This is a genomic window from Leptospira neocaledonica, assembly GCF_002812205.1.
In the GTDB taxonomy this organism is placed as follows: Bacteria; Spirochaetota; Leptospiria; order Leptospirales; family Leptospiraceae; genus Leptospira_B; species Leptospira_B neocaledonica.
In genome coordinates this window covers 97797-119243 of sequence record NZ_NPEA01000009.1, presented here as the reverse complement: position 1 = coordinate 119243, position 21447 = coordinate 97797, and the positions used below count along the sequence as shown (strand labels likewise).

At 39.4% G+C, this 21447-nt stretch carries 17 protein-coding genes; 6 read left to right on the top strand and 11 right to left on the bottom strand.

What is annotated here, in order from left to right; all coding sequences use genetic code 11:
* On the bottom strand, positions 1 to 666 hold the full coding sequence (locus CH365_RS16360; RefSeq protein WP_100769628.1) for a TetR/AcrR family transcriptional regulator: 666 nt from the start codon (positions 664 to 666) through the stop codon (positions 1 to 3).
* 189 nt (positions 667 to 855) lie between these two features.
* Between CH365_RS16360 and CH365_RS16355 the strand changes: the two genes are divergently transcribed.
* Together CH365_RS16355 and CH365_RS16350 are read left to right on the top strand one after the other, a co-directional pair.
* Positions 856 to 1716, top strand: coding sequence for a methylated-DNA--[protein]-cysteine S-methyltransferase (locus CH365_RS16355; RefSeq protein WP_100769627.1), 861 nt, complete (start codon positions 856 to 858; stop codon positions 1714 to 1716).
* Positions 1713 to 2315, top strand: coding sequence for an alpha-ketoglutarate-dependent dioxygenase AlkB family protein (locus CH365_RS16350; protein WP_100769626.1), 603 nt, complete (start codon positions 1713 to 1715; stop codon positions 2313 to 2315). Before CH365_RS16355 ends, CH365_RS16350 begins: the two co-directional genes overlap by 4 nt.
* Here the strand turns inward: CH365_RS16350 and CH365_RS16345 are convergent.
* Positions 2312 to 3361, bottom strand: a complete 1050-nt coding sequence (locus CH365_RS16345; protein WP_100769625.1) for a questin oxidase family protein — start codon at positions 3359 to 3361, stop codon at positions 2312 to 2314. The genes CH365_RS16350 and CH365_RS16345 overlap by 4 nt on opposite strands.
* A gap of 36 nt (positions 3362 to 3397) precedes the next feature.
* Positions 3398 to 4417 (bottom strand): MBL fold metallo-hydrolase, encoded by a 1020-nt coding sequence (locus CH365_RS16340; protein ID WP_100769624.1) that lies wholly within the window; start codon positions 4415 to 4417, stop codon positions 3398 to 3400.
* Between the two features lie 68 nt (positions 4418 to 4485).
* Between CH365_RS16340 and CH365_RS16335 the strand changes: the two genes are divergently transcribed.
* The 3 genes from CH365_RS16335 to CH365_RS16325 all read left to right on the top strand — a co-directional run bounded on the left by CH365_RS16335 (position 4486) and on the right by CH365_RS16325 (position 8147).
* Positions 4486 to 5073 carry a YdeI/OmpD-associated family protein gene (locus CH365_RS16335; protein ID WP_100769623.1) on the top strand — a complete coding sequence of 196 codons (588 nt, stop codon included), beginning with the start codon at positions 4486 to 4488 and terminating at the stop codon, positions 5071 to 5073.
* 116 nt (positions 5074 to 5189) lie between these two features.
* Complete coding sequence (locus CH365_RS16330) at positions 5190 to 6677, top strand: RCC1 domain-containing protein (RefSeq protein ID WP_100769622.1); 1488 nt, start codon at positions 5190 to 5192, stop codon at positions 6675 to 6677.
* Between the two features lie 9 nt (positions 6678 to 6686).
* On the top strand, positions 6687 to 8147 hold the full coding sequence (locus CH365_RS16325) for a di-heme oxidoreductase family protein (RefSeq protein WP_244283244.1): 1461 nt from the start codon (positions 6687 to 6689) through the stop codon (positions 8145 to 8147).
* Here the strand turns inward: CH365_RS16325 and CH365_RS16320 are convergent.
* From CH365_RS16320 to CH365_RS16300, 5 genes are all read right to left on the bottom strand, one after another.
* The gene (locus CH365_RS16320) at positions 8139 to 10193 is read right to left on the bottom strand and encodes a sensor histidine kinase (RefSeq protein ID WP_100769621.1); all 2055 of its coding nucleotides are present in this window, start codon (positions 10191 to 10193) and stop codon (positions 8139 to 8141) included. The genes CH365_RS16325 and CH365_RS16320 overlap by 9 nt on opposite strands.
* Positions 10194 to 10303: 110 nt before the next feature.
* Entirely contained in the window at positions 10304 to 10744 is a 441-nt protein-coding gene (locus CH365_RS16315) for a DUF1761 domain-containing protein (RefSeq protein WP_100769620.1), read from the bottom strand.
* Positions 10745 to 10835: 91 nt separating this feature from the next.
* On the bottom strand, positions 10836 to 12137 hold the full coding sequence (locus tag CH365_RS16310) for a cyclic nucleotide-gated ion channel (RefSeq protein WP_100769619.1): 1302 nt from the start codon (positions 12135 to 12137) through the stop codon (positions 10836 to 10838).
* An 85-nt stretch (positions 12138 to 12222) separates the two neighbouring features.
* Positions 12223 to 14361 (bottom strand): 7TM diverse intracellular signaling domain-containing protein, encoded by a 2139-nt coding sequence (locus CH365_RS16305; RefSeq protein ID WP_100769618.1) that lies wholly within the window; start codon positions 14359 to 14361, stop codon positions 12223 to 12225.
* A gap of 51 nt (positions 14362 to 14412) precedes the next feature.
* Positions 14413 to 16497 (bottom strand): 7TM diverse intracellular signaling domain-containing protein, encoded by a 2085-nt coding sequence (locus CH365_RS16300; protein WP_100769617.1) that lies wholly within the window; start codon positions 16495 to 16497, stop codon positions 14413 to 14415.
* 66 nt (positions 16498 to 16563) lie between these two features.
* On the opposite strand from CH365_RS16300, the gene CH365_RS16295 reads away from it, so the two are divergent.
* Entirely contained in the window at positions 16564 to 17013 is a 450-nt protein-coding gene (locus CH365_RS16295; protein ID WP_100769616.1) for an SRPBCC domain-containing protein, read from the top strand.
* Between the two features lie 7 nt (positions 17014 to 17020).
* On the opposite strand, the gene CH365_RS16290 is transcribed toward CH365_RS16295, so the two are convergent.
* Genes CH365_RS16290 through CH365_RS16280 form a run of 3 tightly spaced genes read right to left on the bottom strand, consistent with a single transcriptional unit; the run spans position 17021 to position 21417 of the window.
* On the bottom strand, positions 17021 to 17845 hold the full coding sequence (locus CH365_RS16290) for an SDR family NAD(P)-dependent oxidoreductase (protein WP_100769615.1): 825 nt from the start codon (positions 17843 to 17845) through the stop codon (positions 17021 to 17023).
* 2 nt (positions 17846 to 17847) lie between these two features.
* Positions 17848 to 19680, bottom strand: coding sequence for an alpha/beta hydrolase (locus tag CH365_RS16285; RefSeq protein WP_100769614.1), 1833 nt, complete (start codon positions 19678 to 19680; stop codon positions 17848 to 17850).
* A 9-nt stretch (positions 19681 to 19689) separates the two neighbouring features.
* Positions 19690 to 21417, bottom strand: a complete 1728-nt coding sequence (locus tag CH365_RS16280) for a GMC oxidoreductase (RefSeq protein ID WP_100769613.1) — start codon at positions 21415 to 21417, stop codon at positions 19690 to 19692.
* Positions 21418 to 21447: the final 30 nt, after the last annotated feature.

Genomic DNA, 21447 nt, shown 5'->3' with positions numbered 1-21447 from the left:
TTAATTCTCCTTCTTTTCTCCGGGACCTTCTTTCGTTTCTAAAGCAAGGACCAATAAATCTATTTGTGTTTGCACGAGTTCCATGCCGTTCACACCGAATTCTCTTGGGATCAAAGTTTCTCTAAGAGCGACTCTCTGTCCGAGCCCCCAAAGAACCGTTGTAATTGTAGGAACTAGTATTGCTAAGGAAGAAGGGATTCTAAGACTTCCATCCCCTTCTCCCTTTTCTAAAATTTGTATGATCAGTTTTTCAGTGAATTGGAACTCTGCGAATAAGGACTCTTCGGAAGAAACATCCAATTGAAAACTACTACGTTCTCTGAATACAAAATCAAACTCCGCAGTGAAACGAAGTAGAGGTTTATGAGTTTCCAAATACCTAGCTAAAGTTTTGAGAAAGGAGACCAGCTCTTCCTTTCCGGAGAGACCAGAACTTCTAAGCTGCTCAAATGTTTGGAGCTGGAAATCATTCCAAGGAGAGAGAAGTTTTCTAAGAACTTCAATGCTGAGTGCTTCTTTCGTATCAAAATAGCGATATAGATTTCGCCTAGTGCAAGATGCCTTGGCAGCAATCTCTTCCATAGAAACTTCGAGAAGCCCTTTGGCCAAAAAGAGGGATTCTGCGGCTTCTAAGACAAGTTCTCGAGTCTCTTCCCTTGTTCCCACATCCCCTCTTTTAAAATGTCACATGTTGTGACATTTTTCAGAAAATAGGCCGGAAAGGAAGAATCGTCAAGTCTTGTTTTCTCTAAAATTAGGAAAGAAGAAGGGCCATTTTTAAATAGTTGGAATTTCTAGTATAAATAGCAAGTATCGGGTTTCGAGTTACTTCTTTCTTGCCTATACTTTAAAACCATGAAAGGACAACAAAATACCGACTTCGATAGAATTGCAGACGCGATCTTTTATCTTCGTAAAAATTTTAAAACACAACCAAGCCTAGATGATGTGGCAGGTAAACTTAGGCTAAGTCCTCATCATTTCCAGAGAATGTTCACTGATTGGGCAGGAGTAAGCCCGAAAAAATTCCTGCAATACACCACTTTAGAATACGCAAAAGGTTTATTGAAAGAGACTGGATCCTCCCTATTGGATGCGGCTCTCGATTCAGGACTTTCCGGAACAGGAAGACTGCATGATCTGTTTATCAATATAGAAGGGATGACTCCAGGCGAATACAAGAATGGAGGAAAAGATCTTTCGATTAATTACAGTTATGCGGAATGCCCCTTTGGCAAATTGCTCGTCGCTTCTACTCCAAAAGGAATTTGTTATATTTCCTTTTTTGAAAATGACAAGAAGGTATTCCAAGAATTAAAATCTATTTTTCCAAATGCGACTTATAATCAGACTGTAGACATGATACAGCAAAACGCTTTGTTCATATTCACTCATGATTGGAGCCAATTAAGTAAGATCAAATTACATTTAAAAGGTACAGATTTCCAACTCAAGGTCTGGGAAACTCTTTTAAAAGTCCCAATGGGAAAACTTTCTACCTATGGACAGATAGGAGAACAAATGGGAAATCCTAAGGCAACCAGAGCCATAGGTACTGCGATCGGAAATAATCCTGTGGCATTTTTGATCCCTTGTCACAGGGTGATTCGTTCTTCCGGCGAATTCGGCGAATACCATTGGGGAGACTCACGTAAGGTAGCGATGATCGGCTGGGAAGCTGCTAAAACGGATCTGGTCAATAGGAACGATCTATGAAATTGTTCCAAGAAGAAACGGACCGAAATCTTTTACCTTACGAAGGGATCGTACAATATTTCGGCCCCGTTCTTTCTATATCTGCTGCGAATGATTATCTAAAAATTCTTCTGAAAGATATTCCTTGGAAAAATGATGAGGCCATTATTTTCGGGAAACATATCATTACAAAAAGAATGGTGGCCTGGTATGGAGATGCTGATTATCAATATACGTATTCTAATACAACCAAGAAGGCACTCTCTTGGACAAAAGAACTTTCAGAACTTAAAAATTTAACGGAAAAAATCACAGGAACCAAATTTAATTCCTGCTTACTCAATTTGTATAATAATGGAGAAGAAGGAATGGCCTGGCATAGCGACGACGAAAAGGCTTTGGGAAAAAATTCCACTATCGCTTCCTTATCCTTCGGAGCAGAAAGAAAATTCTATTTTAAACATAAGGATACAAAAGAGCAGATTTCCTTAATATTGGAACATGGAAGTTTATTGATTATGAAAGGAGAAACTCAAGAATCGTGGCTTCATAGTCTACCCAAAACAAAATCGGTCAAACAACCCAGAATAAATCTTACTTTTAGAACAATGCTCTATTAAGACAAGGGTTCTAAAAATTTACGAGCCAAACGAGCGGCAGCATAGTATGCGGGAGAAGGATTAAATTCATATTCTTTCAAACAAACTTCCGTAAATTTGATCGCATGCTCGTCTCCATGCTCGATTGCCCTTTCAATCATTTCTTCTCTGGATTCATTTTCCAATTTTTCAGGAAGTTCCAAATTTAATTTTTTACCGAATGTGGAAAATAATGCCGCTCCGGATTGCCAAGAATATCTTAATACGGATTTTTTTTCGTGTTCATTCAAAAAAGGCAATATACTTCGAAGAGCGGAAACACTAGTGACGGAATGAATAAAAACGATCGCCGAAAGATTATCTTCCACATTATTCAACACCACTCTGGAAAATCCTTCCGATAAGCCTGAGATAATCTCTTCAGGTTGTTGAGATACGCTCAAATATCCGATCACTGGAGAAAAATTTTCATAGTCTCCCAGTCCTTGTAGAGAAGAAACAATCGTGCCCGAAAAGTTTTTGGACTCTTCCGGAACAAAGTCCACTTTTTGTATGGCATCTTCCGGTTGTAAGCCCAACAAAGAATCGAAAGAAGTAGGCAATTCTAAATAAGCGGAAGCCCAAACAGCCAATCCGGAAGCAAGTTCCCTTTTCCTACGTTTTGATTCTTTTCTAGTTAAACTTCGGACTGCATGCCCAGTGCGAATGACTCCGTGAGTTGCATCCGCACAAATTCCGGGAGCAAGTTTAACCGCCCACTCAGCTAGAGTTTTTTGCCAGGGACCTTCTTCTAACTCGGTATTAAAAAAGTTTTCCCACTCGGGATAAGTGTCCGGAACTCCTAAGAAGTCTTTCCAGTTACTGCTATAAATTTTATTTCTAGGTTTCTTTTTTTCTAAGAATTGATTTCCATATCTTTCCAACCAAGGAAAAATACTTTCTCTTTTCCCCATTGTGATCAATGCTTCGCAGGCCATAGGAGCATGATTACTTAGTCCGTTTTTTAAATCCGGACCAAAAGGTTCCAAATATTCCAAAACTTTTTCCATGGTATCCTCATCTTCCATATAGCCTAGCCGCCTCCATACTCACAAACCAGTATATTAAAATAACAGAATGCTTTCGAAACCTCTTAAGATCTTAAATTGGATCCCATCCTGAGAAGTTTTTTGTATTATATATTCCATTCCGGTTTTGACATCGTCACCCAGACTCAGATTAGGCTCCAGGGGTTCTGTCAATGGTTTGAAAAAATTATCCCAATGTACCGGGATCACAATTTTGGGAGAAGTTTTACTAACGGTCTCTTCGTAGTATTTAGCCTTAAATCCTTCTTCTTGTTTGCCAAGCATCGCGATTCCTAAGAACAGAACATCCGCCTTCAAACCTTCCCAAGCATTCTCTATATAATTTGTACTACCTTTGATCAAGATGGAATGTTTCCCATGTTCTACTAAAAAGTCGTAAGTTCCACCTTCTATATAATCCTCAGCCTTAGCTGGTTGAGACAACACTTCCGTCAAATCCGGTCTATTCGGGTCTGCTGCATTCGTTTTTCCTAAAATTTTAAAAGGAGGAGTATGTTTTGAATTTAAAACTGTAATCCTGAATTTACCTATCTGGATCTTTTTACCCGGTTGGAATAAAGCCAATTGTTCTTCCGGCACTCCTCCTCCTTTTCCGATCTGCATCGTAGAAAGTGAACCGTATAATTTTGCTCCAGTCTCCTTAGCGATAAAAGGAGAGTCCATAGAATGATCATAATGAGAATGACATACGAAAATACCCTTTAAACGTTTAATCCCAGCGAGAAGCATAACGTATTTGATTTCTTGCTCATCCGAGGAAATTTTAGAGAACATCGTGCGAAAAAGAGAAGGCCTGGAAAAAAATCCATCCGTCAGTATCTGAGTTTCTCCATCATCTAGTAGAATCGAGCTAGTCCCTAAAAACACGGCTCTAACCTTTCCTTTCGGAATCTCAGAGGAAAGGTCCTTAGGGTCATTGCCTATAAAATGTTCCTTATAGTCCTGGATATTTGCGGAAGAAGTCAGACAGTTCTGCAATAATAAGACCGCAGTCAAAAAACTAAAAAAAGTGGACTTGGAACCTTTTTGATTCATACTACCTACCAAAAATAACTTTCATAAAGTTATATACGCTTTAAACTTCTGCCAAGTAGAAATTCCTAATGATACCAAAGTTCTTTAAGACCGGAAAGGAATTCCGTACCTGGCTTTCCAAAAATTATAAAAAAGAATCCGAACTTCTTCTAGGTTTTTATAAAACGAAATCCTTTAAAAAAGGAATTTCTTATGGAGAAGCGGTAGACCAAGCTTTATGTTTCGGCTGGATAGACGGGATCAGAAAGAATATAGACGAGGAAAGTTATTCTGCTCGTTTTACTCCTCGAAAGGTCGGAAGTATTTGGAGTAAGGTGAATACAAAACGCATCCAAGAGTTGATACAGGAAGGTTTAGTCCAAGAATCCGGCCTCCAAGCCTTCCATTCCGAAAAGAAAAAAACCGCTCAATATTCCTTCGAGCAGGAGAAGATAGAGTTACCTTCCATTTATAAAAAACAATTTCAGAAAAATACAAAGGCCTGGGAGTACTTTAGTAACCAAGCCCCCTACTACCAGCGAACCGCCATTTGGTGGGTGATCAGTCCCAAAAGAGAAGAAACCAGACTCAAACGGTTGGACATCCTCATCTCAGACTCCCAATCCCAAAAGAGAATAGATGCACTCAATTGGAAGAAGAAAGACTCTAAGACTTAAGAACCGAATCCTTCCTCTCTAAAATTCGTCTTTTTAATGGATTGACCAAAACAGGATTTTTTCGGCTTTGGTTATTTTGATACTGAGACTTAGATTCATTATTGAGTTAAAATGTTATGAAACGCCTATTACCCCTAGTTCTTTTATTCGTATGGACATGTTCCAATTCTTCCTCTAAAACACCCATGGGGCTTTTAGGAGGAGTTTCTTCTACTTCCAGCCCCAATTTTGAGATCACCTCCCCCACAGAAGGCGAAGTTTTATCCGTTTATCAATTCGATTTGGGGATCTCCAACGCAAGCTCTGGGACCTACGAAGTATTCCTGAACGAAAGTAAGGAAACGGAAGTTACAGGCGAAACCGCCGACTTGCAGGTGACAAGCCTCAAACCAAAAAGAGGACAAAATACTCTAAAAGTAATATTAACAAACGAAGAAGGTAACGTACTCGAAAAATCGGTCTCTTTCTATTTTGGAAACAAACTGACCGCGGGAGGATCACATTCAGGATTTATAATAGATGGTTTTATCTATACCTGCGGAAGAAATAATAAAGGACAACTCGGGACAGGCTTTTCAGAAGGAGACACAAGTAATCCTAATATAGTAAAACTTGCTTCTATCTCGGGAATAGTCAGCATTTCATTTAATCAAAACAATTCTTTAGCGATCAAAGACGACGGAAAAGTTTATACCTGGGGTGCAAACGCACAAGGACAATTAGGGCTTGGAAATACTATTGAGCCGGCAGTTGGAACCGCTGGAAACCCGGCTACCCAAACACCTCCTACTGAAGTTCCGGGAATCACCGATGCAGTCATGGGAGCGTTCGGTTTCAATCATGCAGTTATTTTAAAATCAGACGGGACAGTAGTTGCATTCGGACAAAACAACGTGGGCCAATTGGGAAATGCAGATATAAGTATTACCAGTACTACAATTTCTTCTAACCCGGTAAACGTAGTAGGACTTACGAATATCATCCAAGTAATCGCAGGCTCACAACATTCTGCAGCATTAGACTCAAACGGAGATGTTTATGTTTGGGGAAGAAATCAGTATGGAAATTTAGGAAACGGAACTACTTCTACCTCGACTGCAATATCGGCAACTCCTGCAAAGGTTCCAGGACTTACCAATATCAAACATATCGCAAATGGAAGAGATCATATCCTCGCATTAAAGAATGATGGAACGGTTTTCGCTTGGGGATTAAACGCGAGCGGACAGTTGGGCCTAGGAAACCAAGACAGTCCTAAAAATTCTCCATTACAAGTAAATAATATAACAAATGTTGTGCGCGTATTTGCAGGTGGAACCCAAAGTTTTGCCCTACTCTCCGACGGAACTATTCAAGGCTGGGGAGAAAATGGACAAGGGAATTTAGGAAATCCGGATGCTGCTACTAAGGTTACCGAACCAAATTTGAGTGTAGTTGGAATTGCAAAAGGATCGAGTCTTGGAATCGGAGCACTTCACGGTTTTGTTCTATTGCCGGAAGGTTCCGTTTATGGCTGGGGCTGGAATTTTAGAGGTTCTTTAGGAAGACCGGATCTACAAGACTCCTGGGCAGCGAAAACCCCGGTTGCCCTAACATTTCCATAAGAATAAACAGTGCTTACTATAAAAAACTACCTATTAGTATTTTCTATTTTTCTAATGGGATGTTCCGAATTCGGAAAACAAGTTTTCGGAAAAGGGAATTGTATCTCTCAAGATCTATCTTGCAGATTTTCCGAGATTTACCCATTGGTTTCCGTTGCCGGAGGCCAGGATGATTCCTGGGAATATGAAGAAGGAGAAGAATTATCCGGAGGTAAAGGAATGACCTCCTTCGATTTTACATCCAGGGCATATTTACAATTTGCACCCGGGCTTCCTTTGGATAAAATTTCCGATTTTACTGTAGGACAATCAGTCTTCGAAGTCCCTTGGGAAAATTCCAGCTCGGGACAGATTGATAGACGAGGACTTGGTCCCCTATTCAATGCAAATTCTTGCTTGGCCTGTCATGTGGGAAATGGAATCGGAAAAGTCCCTTCCGGACCTGAAGAAACCATGTTCACTGCGTTAGTGCGACTCAGTAATGATCCTAATTACGGAGGACAATTCCAACCATTCTCTCTGAACGGAGTCCCGGCCGAAGGAATAGCTTCCGTTTCTTATTCGCAAATAGAAGGAGTTTTTCAAGACGGGACTTCATATACATTAAGAAAACCGAAAGTAGAATTTTCCAATCTGAATTATGGCCCCTTAACCTCTAACGGGGATGTATATTCTCTTAGAAACACTTCCAAGGTGATCGGGATGGGATTATTAGAAGCAATCTCGGATGAAACTTTGTTATCCTTACAGGACGAATCTGATTCTAATCTGGATGGAATATCAGGAAGGATTAATTTAGTTCCGGATCTGGTGAGTGGAACAAATAAAATAGGAAGATTCGGCTGGAAAGCAAACGAACCCAATTTAAAACAACAAGGCTCTCGAGCGTTTTTAGAAGATATAGGAATAACAAGTCCACTTTTTCCTTTCAAGAACTGTACGTCCGTTCAGACTGCTTGTGATTCTTCTCCCCATGGAACCCTACCCGAATTGAATACTACAAAGATAGATATGATGGTAAAGTATATGAGACTGATTGCTGTTCCTGCGAGGAGATCTCCTTCTTCTTCCGAAGTCCTTATGGGTAAGCGGATTTTTTTCCAAGCAGGATGTAATTCTTGCCATATTTCTAAATTATCAACAGGTAATATTCCTGGCGCTCCTGAGATATCAATGCAGATCATCCGACCGTATACGGATCTTCTATTGCATGATATGGGAGAAGGCCTGAAAGACGGAAGACCAGACCACTTGGCTTCCGGAAGAGAATGGAGAACACCTCCTCTTTGGGGGATAGGTCTCGTTTCCAAAGTAAATGGAACATTACAATTATTGCATGACGGTAGGGCAGAAACTTTTATGGAAGCCATCATATGGCATGGAGGAGAGGCAGAGAGAAGTAAACAGCATATTTTGGGACTTTCTTCTTCCCAAAGGAACCAACTAGTTAAATTTTTAGAATCACTTTAGTTTAGGATCTTGGCCTGGCAAAGTAAAATAGAAGGTAGCCCCTTCTCCCTCTTTGGATTCTGCCCATACCCTTCCCCCATGGCGGGAAGCGATTCTTTTTACTATAGCTAGTCCAACTCCGGTACCTTCGAAATCCGAATTGGAATGTAACCGTTGAAAGACACCGAAAAGTTTATGATAGTACTGCATATTAAAACCAGCACCATTATCTTTGACATAAAAAACGGTTCCCTCATCGGATTCCGTGGAGCCGACCTGGATGGTAGGTGATCCGATTTTTTTAGTATATTTGATAGCATTCGAGATCAGATTCACCCAAAGTTGACGAACCGCTGGCTGATCCGCTCTTACGTTTGGAATATCTTGTATTTCAAAACGGATTTCTCTTTCTGATTCCAAGTTTAGCAATTCTTTATATACGGTAACGGCCAGTTCTTTCATAGAAATTTCTCTCTCGGCCAATTCTGTTCTTCCCAACCTAGAAAATTCAAGAAGATCATCCACCAACTGCCCCATCTGCTTGGCATTCTCTATAATTTTTCCGATGATCCTTTTTCCTTCTGCATCAAAATTCACTCCATAATCTTCCATTAAGATCTGGGTAAATCCACTGATCCCTCGGATTGGGGCTCTTAAATCGTGAGAAATGGAATAAGAGAAAGATTCCAATTCTTTATTAGCCAAAACTAATTGTTCCGTGCGTATCTTTACTCTTTCTTCCAATTCATTATTTAGTAAGCGGATCTCATTCTCTGCTTCCTTGCTTGCAGTAATGTCTTGGTGGACTACAATTATCTCTAAGATATTCCCTGCAGTGTTTTTAACGGGATAAAGCACCATTTGCAACCAACGATCTCTTCCTGAACTCCCGATCAACTTAGGATCATAAAGAAAAGGTTCGGAGATCGCGGGTTCTCCGCGGAATGCCTTCTCCACAAAGGGAAAAAATCCCGCCTCTTTTATCTGAGGATCCTTTAATATATTATAATCGACTAATACGTCTCTTCTGGTATTCCACATTTCTTCCCAAGCAAAATTAGTGCCCGTACAAACACCTTCCGGATCGTAAGTTAATACGGGATAAGGAAATTGTTCTAAAATTGTCCTAAATCTATTCTCACTTTTGAATAGATCCATAGTTTTAGAGCTAACCATCTTCTCCAATTCGTGGTTCAGTTCCGAAAGTTTTTTTTCGGCATCAGTCCTTGCGAGATCCGATTTTTCCAATTGAGTGGCTACGAACCAAACCAGAACAAAAAAGGTGAGTATAATCCCGGTCATTAGGAACCCTACTCCTAGTTCCAAACTGACCGGATTGATCTTATTCAAATAAATACGTATGTAACCGAATATGACAGGAACGATAATTAAAAATGGAATTAAAACTCGTGCTAAAATTCCTCCAGAACTTTTGCTCGTGAATACCCTCATAAATCCTGAATGTCCATTGATCAACAGAAGGGAGAAGGAACAAAAAATAAAACTAATAGCGGTATGAATTGCCATAGGAATGAAGGAAAGAATCCCATAAAATTCCCGAACCTGATACACATAGCCAATCACAGAGAAAAGTCCGATCAAAAGAACTAAAATGCATAAATAATTGGAGATGGAACTTAATACTTCCCTTCGAAAAGAACTTAAAAAAACCGCTGCTCCGAGTATCACAAAATCGAAAGCAGTATTTGGAGCCATTCGATTCGTAAAACCGCTTACGATAACTTTTGAGATCTTATCCGGAAAAAGGAGAGTATCCATTCCTAGATCAAACCCACTGACAATAGAATATAATTTAGAAAGACCAATGATGATAACAGATAACGCAATAAAACGTATGGTATTACGGGAGGGTTTGGAATCAGGTTGATTTAAATTGAGATAAAGCGCCAATCCCAGCAAAACGAAAGAAAGTGCAGACATCGGGTTCATCGCAACCATTGAAGCTCTTGGTCGTTTCAGGATCTCGATATCGAGTAACCAGCCGAGTAGAACTAAAGCTCCGATCAAAGAGGGAATAAAAATTAATACGTTATGCTTACTTTTCAAGAGAACTTCCGGATATCCTTCGGAAAAAAATTTCTGATTTTAGCTTAGGATACAAAAAGGGATTCCGATTTGGAATCCCTTTTTTACATATCAGGAATGTGGATTAATTATTAAGCAGGCCAAACAGCGAGGATCTGACCTATAGCCGCTAAGGAAACTAAATTATACCCTGCATTGATAAAAAACAATTTCCAAGATCTGGATTCCCAAGCTACAGAACCTAAAAGCATTGGTATATAAAAACCCAACCAAGTATAGAATGCAGCATAAGCTCCATACATCCAAGCAGGCCCATCTCCCGGAAGATTCCAAGAAGAAGGTTTCCAAACAAATAAACTATGAGCTAAAACAAATGCTGTTAGAAAAGAACCGATGATCATGATACCCATGGATTTTAACATCTGCTTGGTATCAGGTTCCATATTCTCGTAACCCATTTCTTTAGCCCAAACTTTACCGAAGATCGGTCCGAACCAAAGAAATCCGATCACTACGTTTGCAAGAACCCCAACCAAAATTGCCAAATAATTCAACGGTATTACCGGTAGCATAAATTCTCCTATTTCAGCCCGTGCTTTTTAGCAGAATTTGCGAGTCGGTCAAGTAATTTCGAAACAGATCTTAAAAAGAGAATGGAAGTTGTTATTTTTTCAAATTGGAAACAGATTCCTCTATAGCGGATCTGAATTCTGAGAATCGTTCTAAAGAGTGATCGAAATCCGACTTACTTAAAGTATAAATTTCACAGGTGCTCATAGCTCTTACTGTTGCAGATCTAGGTTCGTCTGTTACCAACGCTAACTCACCGAAGAACTGACCTTCCTGCAAGTTTATCAAGACAGTTTTGTCATCGGAGCCTAATATATCTACAGAACCTTCGCTCAAAATATAGAGGCTATCTCCCTTCTCTCCTTTTCTAAAAACCGTATCACCTTTCAGGAAAATTGTAGGTTTTAAAGAAAATACCAAACTTGCTACCAATGCAGGATCGGCACCTTTTAAAAAAGGGACCTTCTCTAATAAACTCCGATGCAATTGTATCTTTACTTCTTTTCTCAAAGATAAAGGAAGGTCATTCAAAAGTAGACTTTCATCTTCTCCCCATCCTCTATCTATAATGTACATATAATAATCACGCACTCTTTTCCGCATGTCTGTCGGAATGTTTCTAGCCTTTAAAAAAGAGTCAACCTGGGCCATCTTTTTCATTTGTGCAGCCTTAGCTAGATCTAGATTTCCCAATATACTTGCGATATTACCGATTACTGTTGCATACACCCCTGCTCCGAGCATCATTACGAATATTGTATATATTCTCTGCAGATCTGTAGAAGGAGTGATGTCTCCATAACCTACGGTGGCAATCGTGGTTACAGTCCAATATAAAGCTCTAATATATTCAGACCGACCAGTCTGATAATCTTGGAGATCATCCATAAACAACCAGCCAACCGCGCACCAATGGGCGACTAATGTAACCCAGAATGCAAAGAGAACTAATCTTAGGATCCCTGGTGTGGGTTGGAAGGCAAGATTGATCCTATGTAGAATGTCCGATATCCTGAATACTTTTAAGATGCGAGTAACTCCTAAGATAAGATATAGATAAGGATATTGGGATTGTTGCAGGCCGAAAATTTTAAGAGTAGCGTATTCGAAAGGTATAGCCGCAATTAGATCTATAACAAACCAAGACTTTAAATAATCTCTGATCACTTCAGATCGTATAACGACCCATTTACCATCTTTGTATTCCGGAGTGACACAATTCCAAATGATGTCCAATGCAAAGACCGAATCTATGAAAAAATAGATCCCTGTTAAAAGAAGGTTCTGATCGTAAGAAATAACGATTCTAAGAGGAGATTCCAAGGAAGCCCAAAATATACATATGAATACGAGTATATCCCAATATACTCTAACGCGGTTATTCGAGCTTATCATAATTCAACCTAAGAAGGCTGAGTTAAATATCGGAATAGGGAGAGGTATTTCTACAGCATCCCGTATGAAAAAGGTAAAGAAGGAGTTAGCCTAGATATTCCAGAACGACCATCGCCATGTCATCGTGAGAACTTTGTTCTTCTTGAGTGAAATGTTGGATTTTTCCGATTACTGAATTACAAAAAAGTTCAGGTTCCAATTCGGAAAAATTTTTAAGCAGATCTAAAAATCTATCGTCTCCATAAAAGTCACCTTCTTTGGATCTGGCTTCAGGAAGACCATCAGTGTATAATACGAGCTTGTCACCTCTACTCAATTCTGTCTTTAGAGTTTGGTAATTCGGAGTGGATAAGAACTCATTGATCGCAATCCCAGTCGGACGATAAGTTTCATGCTTTCCATTGGATTTACGTATTAAGATCGCCTCAGGATGCCCTGCATTTGCGATTAGTATCCGTCCCGATTCAGGATAGAATGTAATCATAGTAGCAGTCACAAAATTTCCGTTCAACTTCCCCATCAACTGAGCTCTCATTTTTGCAAGCATGTATCCAGGGTCACTTAAATAGTCCGACCAATCCGCCAAAGCCATCTTAACCATCGCCGCCAACATTGCCGCACCCGTTCCATGACCTGTCACATCACAAATAAAAATTCCGAGAGCCCTTCCTGTCCGATCGGAAATCAGATCTACGAAGTCGCCTCCCACATGAAGCATCGGGATACATCTATACGCAATTCTTACGTTATGTGATTTAGGGAGAACGGAAGGAAGAAGTGAAAATTGTATCTTACCCGCAATCGCAAGGTCCTTTTCGATCAATTTTGCCTTAGCTTCTATATCCAACTTTTGTTCTTCTATCGTCTTGGTTCTTTCTATCACCAAGGTTTCCAAAGAATCATTCAACGTTTTCTGCATTTCTAGATTTTCTTTCTGAGCTTCAAAAATCTTACGCTGTGCATCTTCTTTTTCTTTTTTTAGAATATTGATCTTATCAGCTAATGCAAAAGAGAATATCAATGCAGACATAGAGGAACCGATATAAAGTCCATCATCCGCCCAATTAGAAACTCCGACAAGGTTCGCAAATTTTAAAACGACAAACATCCCTGAAATACATAAGAAGCTGAACGCCAATAAGAAGTATCGAGCAGGTCTATAATTTTTAAAAAAACAAATGGAAGCAGCGATCAAGACCAAAGAAGGAGCAAGGATACTAAGAGCCAAACTTACTTTGACGGTAAGCTCTGGAGGCAAAAACAAAGGCGAAAAAGTTAGAAGAGCATGAATTCCCCAAGTAAAATGTAGAGAATTATTTAGATAACGATTTATATTCTCTTCCGTATTCAAAAACTTTTGGGCGAATAAAACCAAAGAAGACATACATATCCCGGTAAAGACTACGTATAAGTTCCTCTGGAGATCAGGATGTTCCGACCAAAGATATTGGAATCCGTGACCAGTAAGAACCAGCTGTATTCCGAAAAATCCGAAAATATTGGTAACAAAAAACAGATAGCTGATATCTCGAGTAGATAAGAATATCAATAAATGGTAAAGGATCATCACACACATGATCCCGTAATACAATCCAAGACCTAAATGAATATCAGCATTATGATGATAGAAGGTCTCGGGATTCCATACTAAAAGTGGAAACACCAAACCGCCGCTTGTGTTCAACTTAAGATAAAAAGTACGGGTCTGTTCCGGTTGGAAATCTAAGGTATAGATAAAATTTCTGTGATTTACCTTTCGAACAGGATAAGGAAAGGCCATCCCACTGGAATTAACTAACTCCTGTTTGCCGGATATATTCTCTGCAAAAAAGTCGACTCGATCTATATTCGTATAATATAGTTCTAAAATTTTTCGGATCTGTGTCTTTTCTGAGTTTTTCAGGGTAATCCGGATCCAATAATCAAAGTTAGTCTGTCCGAAGTTCAGCGGATCCATATCCGATTTTTTGAATTTTCCGAAATATTCTCCTGAGGAAACCTTCTCTATTCCAAGCTCCTTATTAGAATCTTCTAAAAAATAGACCTCAGTGCTAATTCTTTTGCGCTCTACTTGAGATGATAAAGGGATAACCTCCTCCGAAAATAAAGACGAGGCCGAAAAACATAAAATTAGAACAAAAACCTTAGATAGGTACATCGGAATACGTTTGTAGGAATATTTTACTCCTCCCTTCTTTAGGAAAGAATAAAATAGCCCTTTCAAGTTCCGAATAGAGGATGATTTATCAGTACCGGACGACCGATTCGAGGTCGGCTATTCTTCTACTTCTTCTAATTTTCGATCGTGAGTTACCGGGTACAAACGTTTTAAGTAAAGTTGAGTAGCCTTATCATCCGGAAAGAGTGAGATCACTTTCTCAAACTGCTGTTTTGCTTCCTCGAATGAGTTGGAATAGAATGCTTTCACACCTTTTTCATAGGATTCTTTGGTTTTCAATTTCAGATCTTGGTGCTGAGGCTCGTCTCCGTCGAACACTTCATAAACTGAAACAGGTCGTTGTTTCCCTTTTACCTTTACTCTGTCCAAAAAACGGAAATGGAATTTGCCGTCTTTTTTAACTTCTTCGATCGTACTTTCGCTGACTGCAATTCTAGAGCCATATACTTTAGTGAGACTCTCGATCCGAGACGCAAGGTTGACCGTGTCTGAAATCACCGTACCTTCTAACCTTTCTTCCGCTCCAATTGTACCCAGCATTAAGGAACCCGAATGGATCCCTACCCCTATCTGAATAGGAATATAACCTTGCCGATGTCTATGTTCATTGTATTCTTTCAAATATCTTTGCATTTCTACACCGGCAGATACTGCATCTATTACGTTTCTCTGAAATAGAGCCATAATCGCATCACCAATAAACTTGTCTATAAACCCATTATGTCTTTGGATAATAGGACTCATCCTACTTAAATAAGAATTGATAAAATTAAAATTCTCCGCAGGAGTCATCTGCTCCGATAATGTAGTAAAGGAACGAATATCGCTGAATAAAACTGCCATATCCTTCTGGATCTGGTCTCCAAGTCTCACATCCAGAATTGAATCCTTTCCTAAATTTGCTAAAAAGTCTTTCGGGACGAATCTGGCATATGACTCTGTGAGTATTTTTTGCATTTCCAAAGTTTTTGCTTGGGCTTCTTCTTTTTCCTTTTTCATAATATTGATACGGTCCGCCAAAGCAATGGAAAGAAGGATAACTTCCATAGTAGAGCCCAAATACAATCCGTATTCAGTTAAGAAAGTAGAACCCAAAACGTTGATAAAGCGCAGAACTACTACCGTTCCTGAAACAGTAAGAACCGTAAACGCCAGAAGAAAATAACGTGCTGGACGAAACTTTTTCAAAAAGCTAATCACTGTAGCCGTAGGAATGAAGATCAAAACAGGAAGGGTCAGGACCAATGCCAATTTTACTGTAATCTCCGGAGGCAGAACCAAAGGAGTAAATAAGATAAATCCATGAGCGACAATCAGCACCTTCATGGATTTATCCAGCCATTTCGGAACATTCTCCTTTGTATTCAAAAATCTTTTTGTGAATAAGAGCACCGAGGCCATACAGATACCTGTGAAGACCACGTAAAAATTTCTTTGTAAAAAAGGAAATGCAGGCCATAGGTATTGAAATCCATGCCCGGTTAGGACCAATTGTATTCCTAAAAAACCTAAGATATACGATACGTAGTAAAAATAGCTCACATCTCTTACGGAGAAGAAGATAAAAATATTATAGAGGATCATCACAACCATTACTCCATAATATAAACCTAAACCATGTTGCATATCCGCGTTATATTGAGAGAAAGTTTCCTTATCCCAAAGTGTAAGAGGGATGTTCAAGCCTCCACTGGTCCAAGTCATTAAATAATAAGTCTTTTGTTGTCCAGGCAGCAACTCTATCTGATAAACGAAGTTGCGATTCTTAAAACTTCTTGCGGAAAAAGGAAAAAGCATCCCGCTTTCCTCTTTAGAATAAGTTCCATCGGGATTCGGCTTATAAAATTGAACTATATCTATGTTGCTATAATTGATCTCGACAAGTTTGGAAACAGATTCCGGGGTATCGTTTTCGAAAGTTAGTCTAAACCAATAATTATAATTTAATTGTCCAAAATCCAACGAATCCTTATCGGATTTTATAAATTTCGACTCTGCATCCGGCTTGGAGATGTCGTCGAATGTTAATTTTCTTTCAGGATCTTCTAAATAATATACAGACTTACCTAAAGGTAGTCGTTCGATATCCTTACTAACGTGGATCTTGTCATCTGCATATACAGAAGAAACTGCAAATAACGCGAAGAAAATGAAATAGAGAATAATACTTTTACAATTCATAAATTACCGAATTTTAAACATTTATTAGATAGACATTTTTCAGATAGAACATCAGATATGTGACGAATGAATCCTCAAACAATCGTCACCTCGATAGAAATCCAGGCATCCCCTGAAAAAATTTGGAGTATTTTTACCGACTTCTCCAAGTTTCCTTCTTGGAATCCTTTCTTAAAAAGGATTCTCGGCAAACCGGTGCAAGACGGAACAATTATTGTTTTCGATTATTATTTTACGGGAGTTTATTTACCTACCAAGGCGTTGATATACGAACTAGCCAATTCTAAATCCATATCTTGGAAAGGAGCCTTCCCCCTCTTTTTCAAATACATGTTTGCCGGAGATCATCGTTTCACTTTCGAAAAGGTAACCCCTGGCCGCACCAAATTCAGTCATACTGCAATCTTAACTGGGATTATGCCTAATTTATTTAGTTCGCATATCCAAACTGCTGTACGTAATTCACATATAAAAATGAATCAAAAATTAAAAGAGTTAAGCGAAGACAATTTCTAATTCGCTATCAATCAAAAACTCCCTTTCTTTTCCAAGATTCGAAATTTCTAACTCCCTTTTTGGCCATGATCGGATAGATCAAAGACAATAAGGAAGGGAATAATAACGCAACCCTTGCCAATAATCCTTGAGAATATGGAACATAGATCTCGGCCTTATCCGTTTGGATCGCTTTCCAAATTCCTTTGGCAACTGCAGAAGGCGGTAAAGGTGGATTAATATAAGCCATGGGCGAACTATCTCTAGATGCCATATACTTTGTCATAGGAGATTGAATCGTCCCAGGCAGAATGGAACTAACTCGTATACCTATCTCCTTCCACTCCAGATACAAACTTAAAGAAAAACCTCTGAGTGCAAATTTTGTCGCACTATAGATAGAATGATGAGGAGCAGGAACAATTCCCGCTAGAGAAGATAAGATGACCAGTTTACCTTTTGTTTTTTTGAGATAAGGCAAACCTAACTTTGTCAATCGAATAGTACCGATGATATTGATCCCAATCTGCTCATCTATCTCTTCTTGGGTTAGGTTCTCGAACTTGGAAGGTCTCATGATCCCTGCATTATTCACAAGTACATCAATCTTCCCAAATTGTTTCACACATTCTTTAATCGCTTTTTCTGAATCGGAAGCCTTAGAAATATCACAAGCAAAAACAACATGATCTTTTCCTAATGTTTCCGCAAATTTTTTTAGATCCGAAGATTGTTTCTGCAGATCTGTCAAAAACAAGAGATACCCCTTTTCGGAAAGAAGAGATGCGGTTTCCCTGCCGATCCCTCCTGCAGCTCCCGTTAGAAAAACGACTGGTCGGTCTTCCTTAGACATATTTATCCTTTTTTCACTCCGTTGGAATTCTTGCGCAGGAACTCCACTATTCTTGGGAACACGTCCTTATCGCTCTTTTTCCCCATCAAAGTATCCTGATGGCCGTAACCCTCGGCGATAAACAGTTCGTTTTTATTTCCTGGATTCAAACGATTCAGTGTTTCGTAAGCTATAATATTAGAATCTTTGAATACTTTATTTTGATCGCCCGTCATAAACAATACCGGCGTTTTGACTTCCGATGCCTTATCTAAATAGTTGTTCGGCAAAGAGTTATAACGACTGTCGGTCGGTGTATATTTGATCATTGCCTTGCGACCCACGGCTTTTCTGATATGCCTGTAATAATTCATAGAAGTTGCCCCGAAGAGATCTCCTACTCTTCGATGAGTGATATCCGGAAGGTTTGTATGTTCATAACAAGCAGGCCATCCGGTTCCCCACATAAGACTGAGCATATGACATGCAGGCTCGTCACATTCGTGATGAAAAAGACTTACAAATCTAGACAATAGCTTTCCTGAAGCTATACCTGGTAGATAATACCAGCGAGGATTCACATTCGGAAATCTGAAAACCGACTCCATTAAGAAGGGAGAGAATGCTAATTTGATCTTGGACCAAGTAGGTACATTAGGAGTCAGCGATACACTATTTGACACAACGCTTGTGACTCCGTCTATTTTTCCTCCGAACAAACTCATGAAGAAAGAAATGGATCCCACACAATGTACAACAAAGTGGATCCTTTTTCCCGCACCCACAGCGTCTTTTACTACTTTTAAAGCGGCTGGCACATCATAAAGAGCGATATCATCTAAAGTATACCTATGAGGAAAAAGATTATAATTAAAACGTAAACTTCCTCTCCAATCAAAACTCCAAACATCCGTAAATCCATTTTCATGCAGATAAGTCACTAGGTTCTTATGCTCAGGCATAACGAACATATCTGTAGAGGTTGTAAGTCCGTGCATCAAAACTACGACGTCCTTACTTTCCTTCTTCTGAAAACGAACTAAATTAAGGGAAATTTTATCATCTGTAGTGAAGGGATGAAACGTAATCTTAGAATTTTTTACGCCGTCTAGAGTGAAAACAGGTATATCCCTTTCTCTCCATAACTCAGGCTCTGCTTTCCTGAATTGGGCTCCGTAAATTTCCCAAAGATTTCCCATGAATAATTCACCGAATCTGAACAGAGCATCTTTTCTTTCCGAAAAAGTACGACCGTTGGATTTGAAGGTGGTCATCTGCTTAATAAAATCTTTTTCTAATATGTGTAGAATGCCTTTTGCGAGAACCTTTGCTTTAGGCTCTGCCTTTTCCTCGACATATCCCTCGTACACGGTAGTATAAAGTGTAGAAGTATCTCTCCAGATATTCAGGATCCCGTCATCGACTACCTTCTTAAATCCGTTTAATGTGATTTTCTTTCCCGCTTTATTCTTTAGAAACAAACGGTACTTCATATGTTTTTCGTTGGCAGAAGGTTTTCCGTAATCTACGAAACAGTTAAAGACACCTTTTTCCACTTCGAATCTACCGCCAAGAGGCTGACATTCTACCCAACCAATAGCCTCTCCAGTTTCATTCGGGTCATAGACAAAAAACTGAGTATCAGTTACGCGAATCGTTAGGTGAAACATCAGATAGTTTCCGGCCTTCTTCCCCGCGGCATAATCATCCTGGTAATTAAAAGATCCGGGCATGGAAACGAAACCTTTCATTTCCTCCGTAAATTCCAAACTTACCGGATGAGAACCGACTCCTGTTTTACCTAGCTTTGATTTGCTTGTATTCTTCTTTGATTTATTTTTCGTCGCTGTAGCCAATCGATTATCCTACCTTAAACTTGCATTCGGCTTCTTGCCTGTAATTCCTTCGGCTACCATTTCAGAAAGAGCGGAAATAGTCATAGAAGGGTTAGCCCCTACTGCAGTAGGCAATAAACTGCCATCTGCTACATACAAACCTTCGTAACCGAAAACCTTTCCGAAAGTTTTAGGGTCGGAAGAACAAACTCCTGCATTTGCAGAAGGCCCTAAAACGCAACCACCCAAAGGATGAACCGTTACGTTATTACGTACCGGCCAAGAATAAGTCGGCATCGGGAATCTGGTCTTTGCATCCGTGAACTTTGCGAACCTCTTGTTCACATCCATTATGGTATTATAAAGTGTTCGATTTTCTTTTTGAGGCCAATGTATCTGAAGATTTCCCTTTTTATCCAGATACATCTTCCCATCAGAAGTATCTATTCCCATACAAAGAAGTACTGCAGAAGTATAGGAAAGGTCTCCTTTCAAAGCTTCACTCAAAAGAAATCCCACTCTACCGAAAATTTTTCCGCTTAGGATACTCTTGAAGAGTTCTCCGATAAAATGGAAAATATATTTTAATTTAAAGATGAGAGGGATCGCACCTGAAACGAAGTAAGAAGCAAATACAGGATAACTTGCATCTTCCAACAAGAAGGCTTTTTTAGAATCAAAACCGGAGAATAAATTATAATCCGTATATTGAGTGATTACCGGTCCGTAATTCGGATCGGCAGGCTTCTTCCCTTTGGCAGTAAAGGAAAGAAAATCACCGTTTCCAGAGAATTGTGTCCCTAGTTTATCCGAAATCTTAGGCAAAGTTTTAAACTTTGTTTTACATTTAAGTAGAAGTTCCGTAGACCCTAAAGTTCCAGCAGAAACCACGATACGTTTCGTATCCGCAAAAGATTCGGAAGTTTTTCCATTCTGTAAATTCAGATAATGAACTCTAAAACCGTGTTCACCTGATTGAGACGGATCTTCTTCTCCTTTGCTATTCAAAGGAACAATTTTGGTAGCAAGATGTTCCGTTTTGATCTCGGCCTTGTTCGAATTCCTCGCTACAAAAAGATAATTTAAATCCAGAGTGTTTTTAGAATGAGTATTACATCCCACATCACATTCTGCACAATAAGTGCAGGAAGTTTGGACAGCTCCGAAACGATTCTTTTCCTGGACTCCAATAGGAGTCGGTTTCTTAAAATCGTTTCCAAAAAATACGTTTATGTCCGCTCTTTTGGAAACTCTGGATTCATGCTTTGCAAAATATTCGTACAATTCTGTCCGAACTACCTTACGTCTATCCTCTCCGGTATCAGGGATAGGCCTAGAGCCCAAGATATCTTTTACTATTTTATAATAAGGTTTTAAATGTTTCTTTTTAATAGTTTCCGGCCAACGGTGATCGAAAATATGATCCGGAGGCTCTAAAAATACGTTTGCGTAGATCAAAGAACCTCCACCTAAACCGGCGGAAAGAACTACATCTAGTTTTGGATAATTACGAATATCGAATAGTCCGGTTTGCCTACCCGCTCTTTTGAACTTGGAAGATCTAGGAATAGGACCTTCTTCCGGAACATTCCAGAAGTTTTTGGACATTCCCTCAGGAGATCTGGGAAAAGAACCTTTAGGATATTCTTTCCCTCGTTCGAGTACTAAAACTTTGCCTGGCCATTTTTTAGACAAACGACAGGCATTGATCGAACCGCCGAATCCGGTTCCGATTATTATAGCCTCGTAAAATTTCAAGTAGGCCTCCTAACGTCGAAAAATCTACTT

Coding starts and splice junctions, on each gene's coding strand:
- CH365_RS16355 (WP_100769627.1), top strand. CDS start 856: ATGAAAGGACAACAAAATACCGACTTCGATAGAATTGCAGACGCGATC.
- CH365_RS16350 (WP_100769626.1), top strand. CDS start 1,713: ATGAAATTGTTCCAAGAAGAAACGGACCGAAATCTTTTACCTTACGAA.
- CH365_RS16345 (WP_100769625.1), bottom strand. CDS start 3,361: ATGGAAGATGAGGATACCATGGAAAAAGTTTTGGAATATTTGGAACCT.
- CH365_RS16340 (WP_100769624.1), bottom strand. CDS start 4,417: ATGAATCAAAAAGGTTCCAAGTCCACTTTTTTTAGTTTTTTGACTGCG.
- CH365_RS16335 (WP_100769623.1), top strand. CDS start 4,486: ATGATACCAAAGTTCTTTAAGACCGGAAAGGAATTCCGTACCTGGCTT.
- CH365_RS16330 (WP_100769622.1), top strand. CDS start 5,190: ATGAAACGCCTATTACCCCTAGTTCTTTTATTCGTATGGACATGTTCC.
- CH365_RS16315 (WP_100769620.1), bottom strand. CDS start 10,744: ATGCTACCGGTAATACCGTTGAATTATTTGGCAATTTTGGTTGGGGTT.
- CH365_RS16310 (WP_100769619.1), bottom strand. CDS start 12,137: ATGATAAGCTCGAATAACCGCGTTAGAGTATATTGGGATATACTCGTA.
- CH365_RS16300 (WP_100769617.1), bottom strand. CDS start 16,497: ATGAATTGTAAAAGTATTATTCTCTATTTCATTTTCTTCGCGTTATTT.
- CH365_RS16295 (WP_100769616.1), top strand. CDS start 16,564: ATGAATCCTCAAACAATCGTCACCTCGATAGAAATCCAGGCATCCCCT.
- CH365_RS16290 (WP_100769615.1), bottom strand. CDS start 17,845: ATGTCTAAGGAAGACCGACCAGTCGTTTTTCTAACGGGAGCTGCAGGA.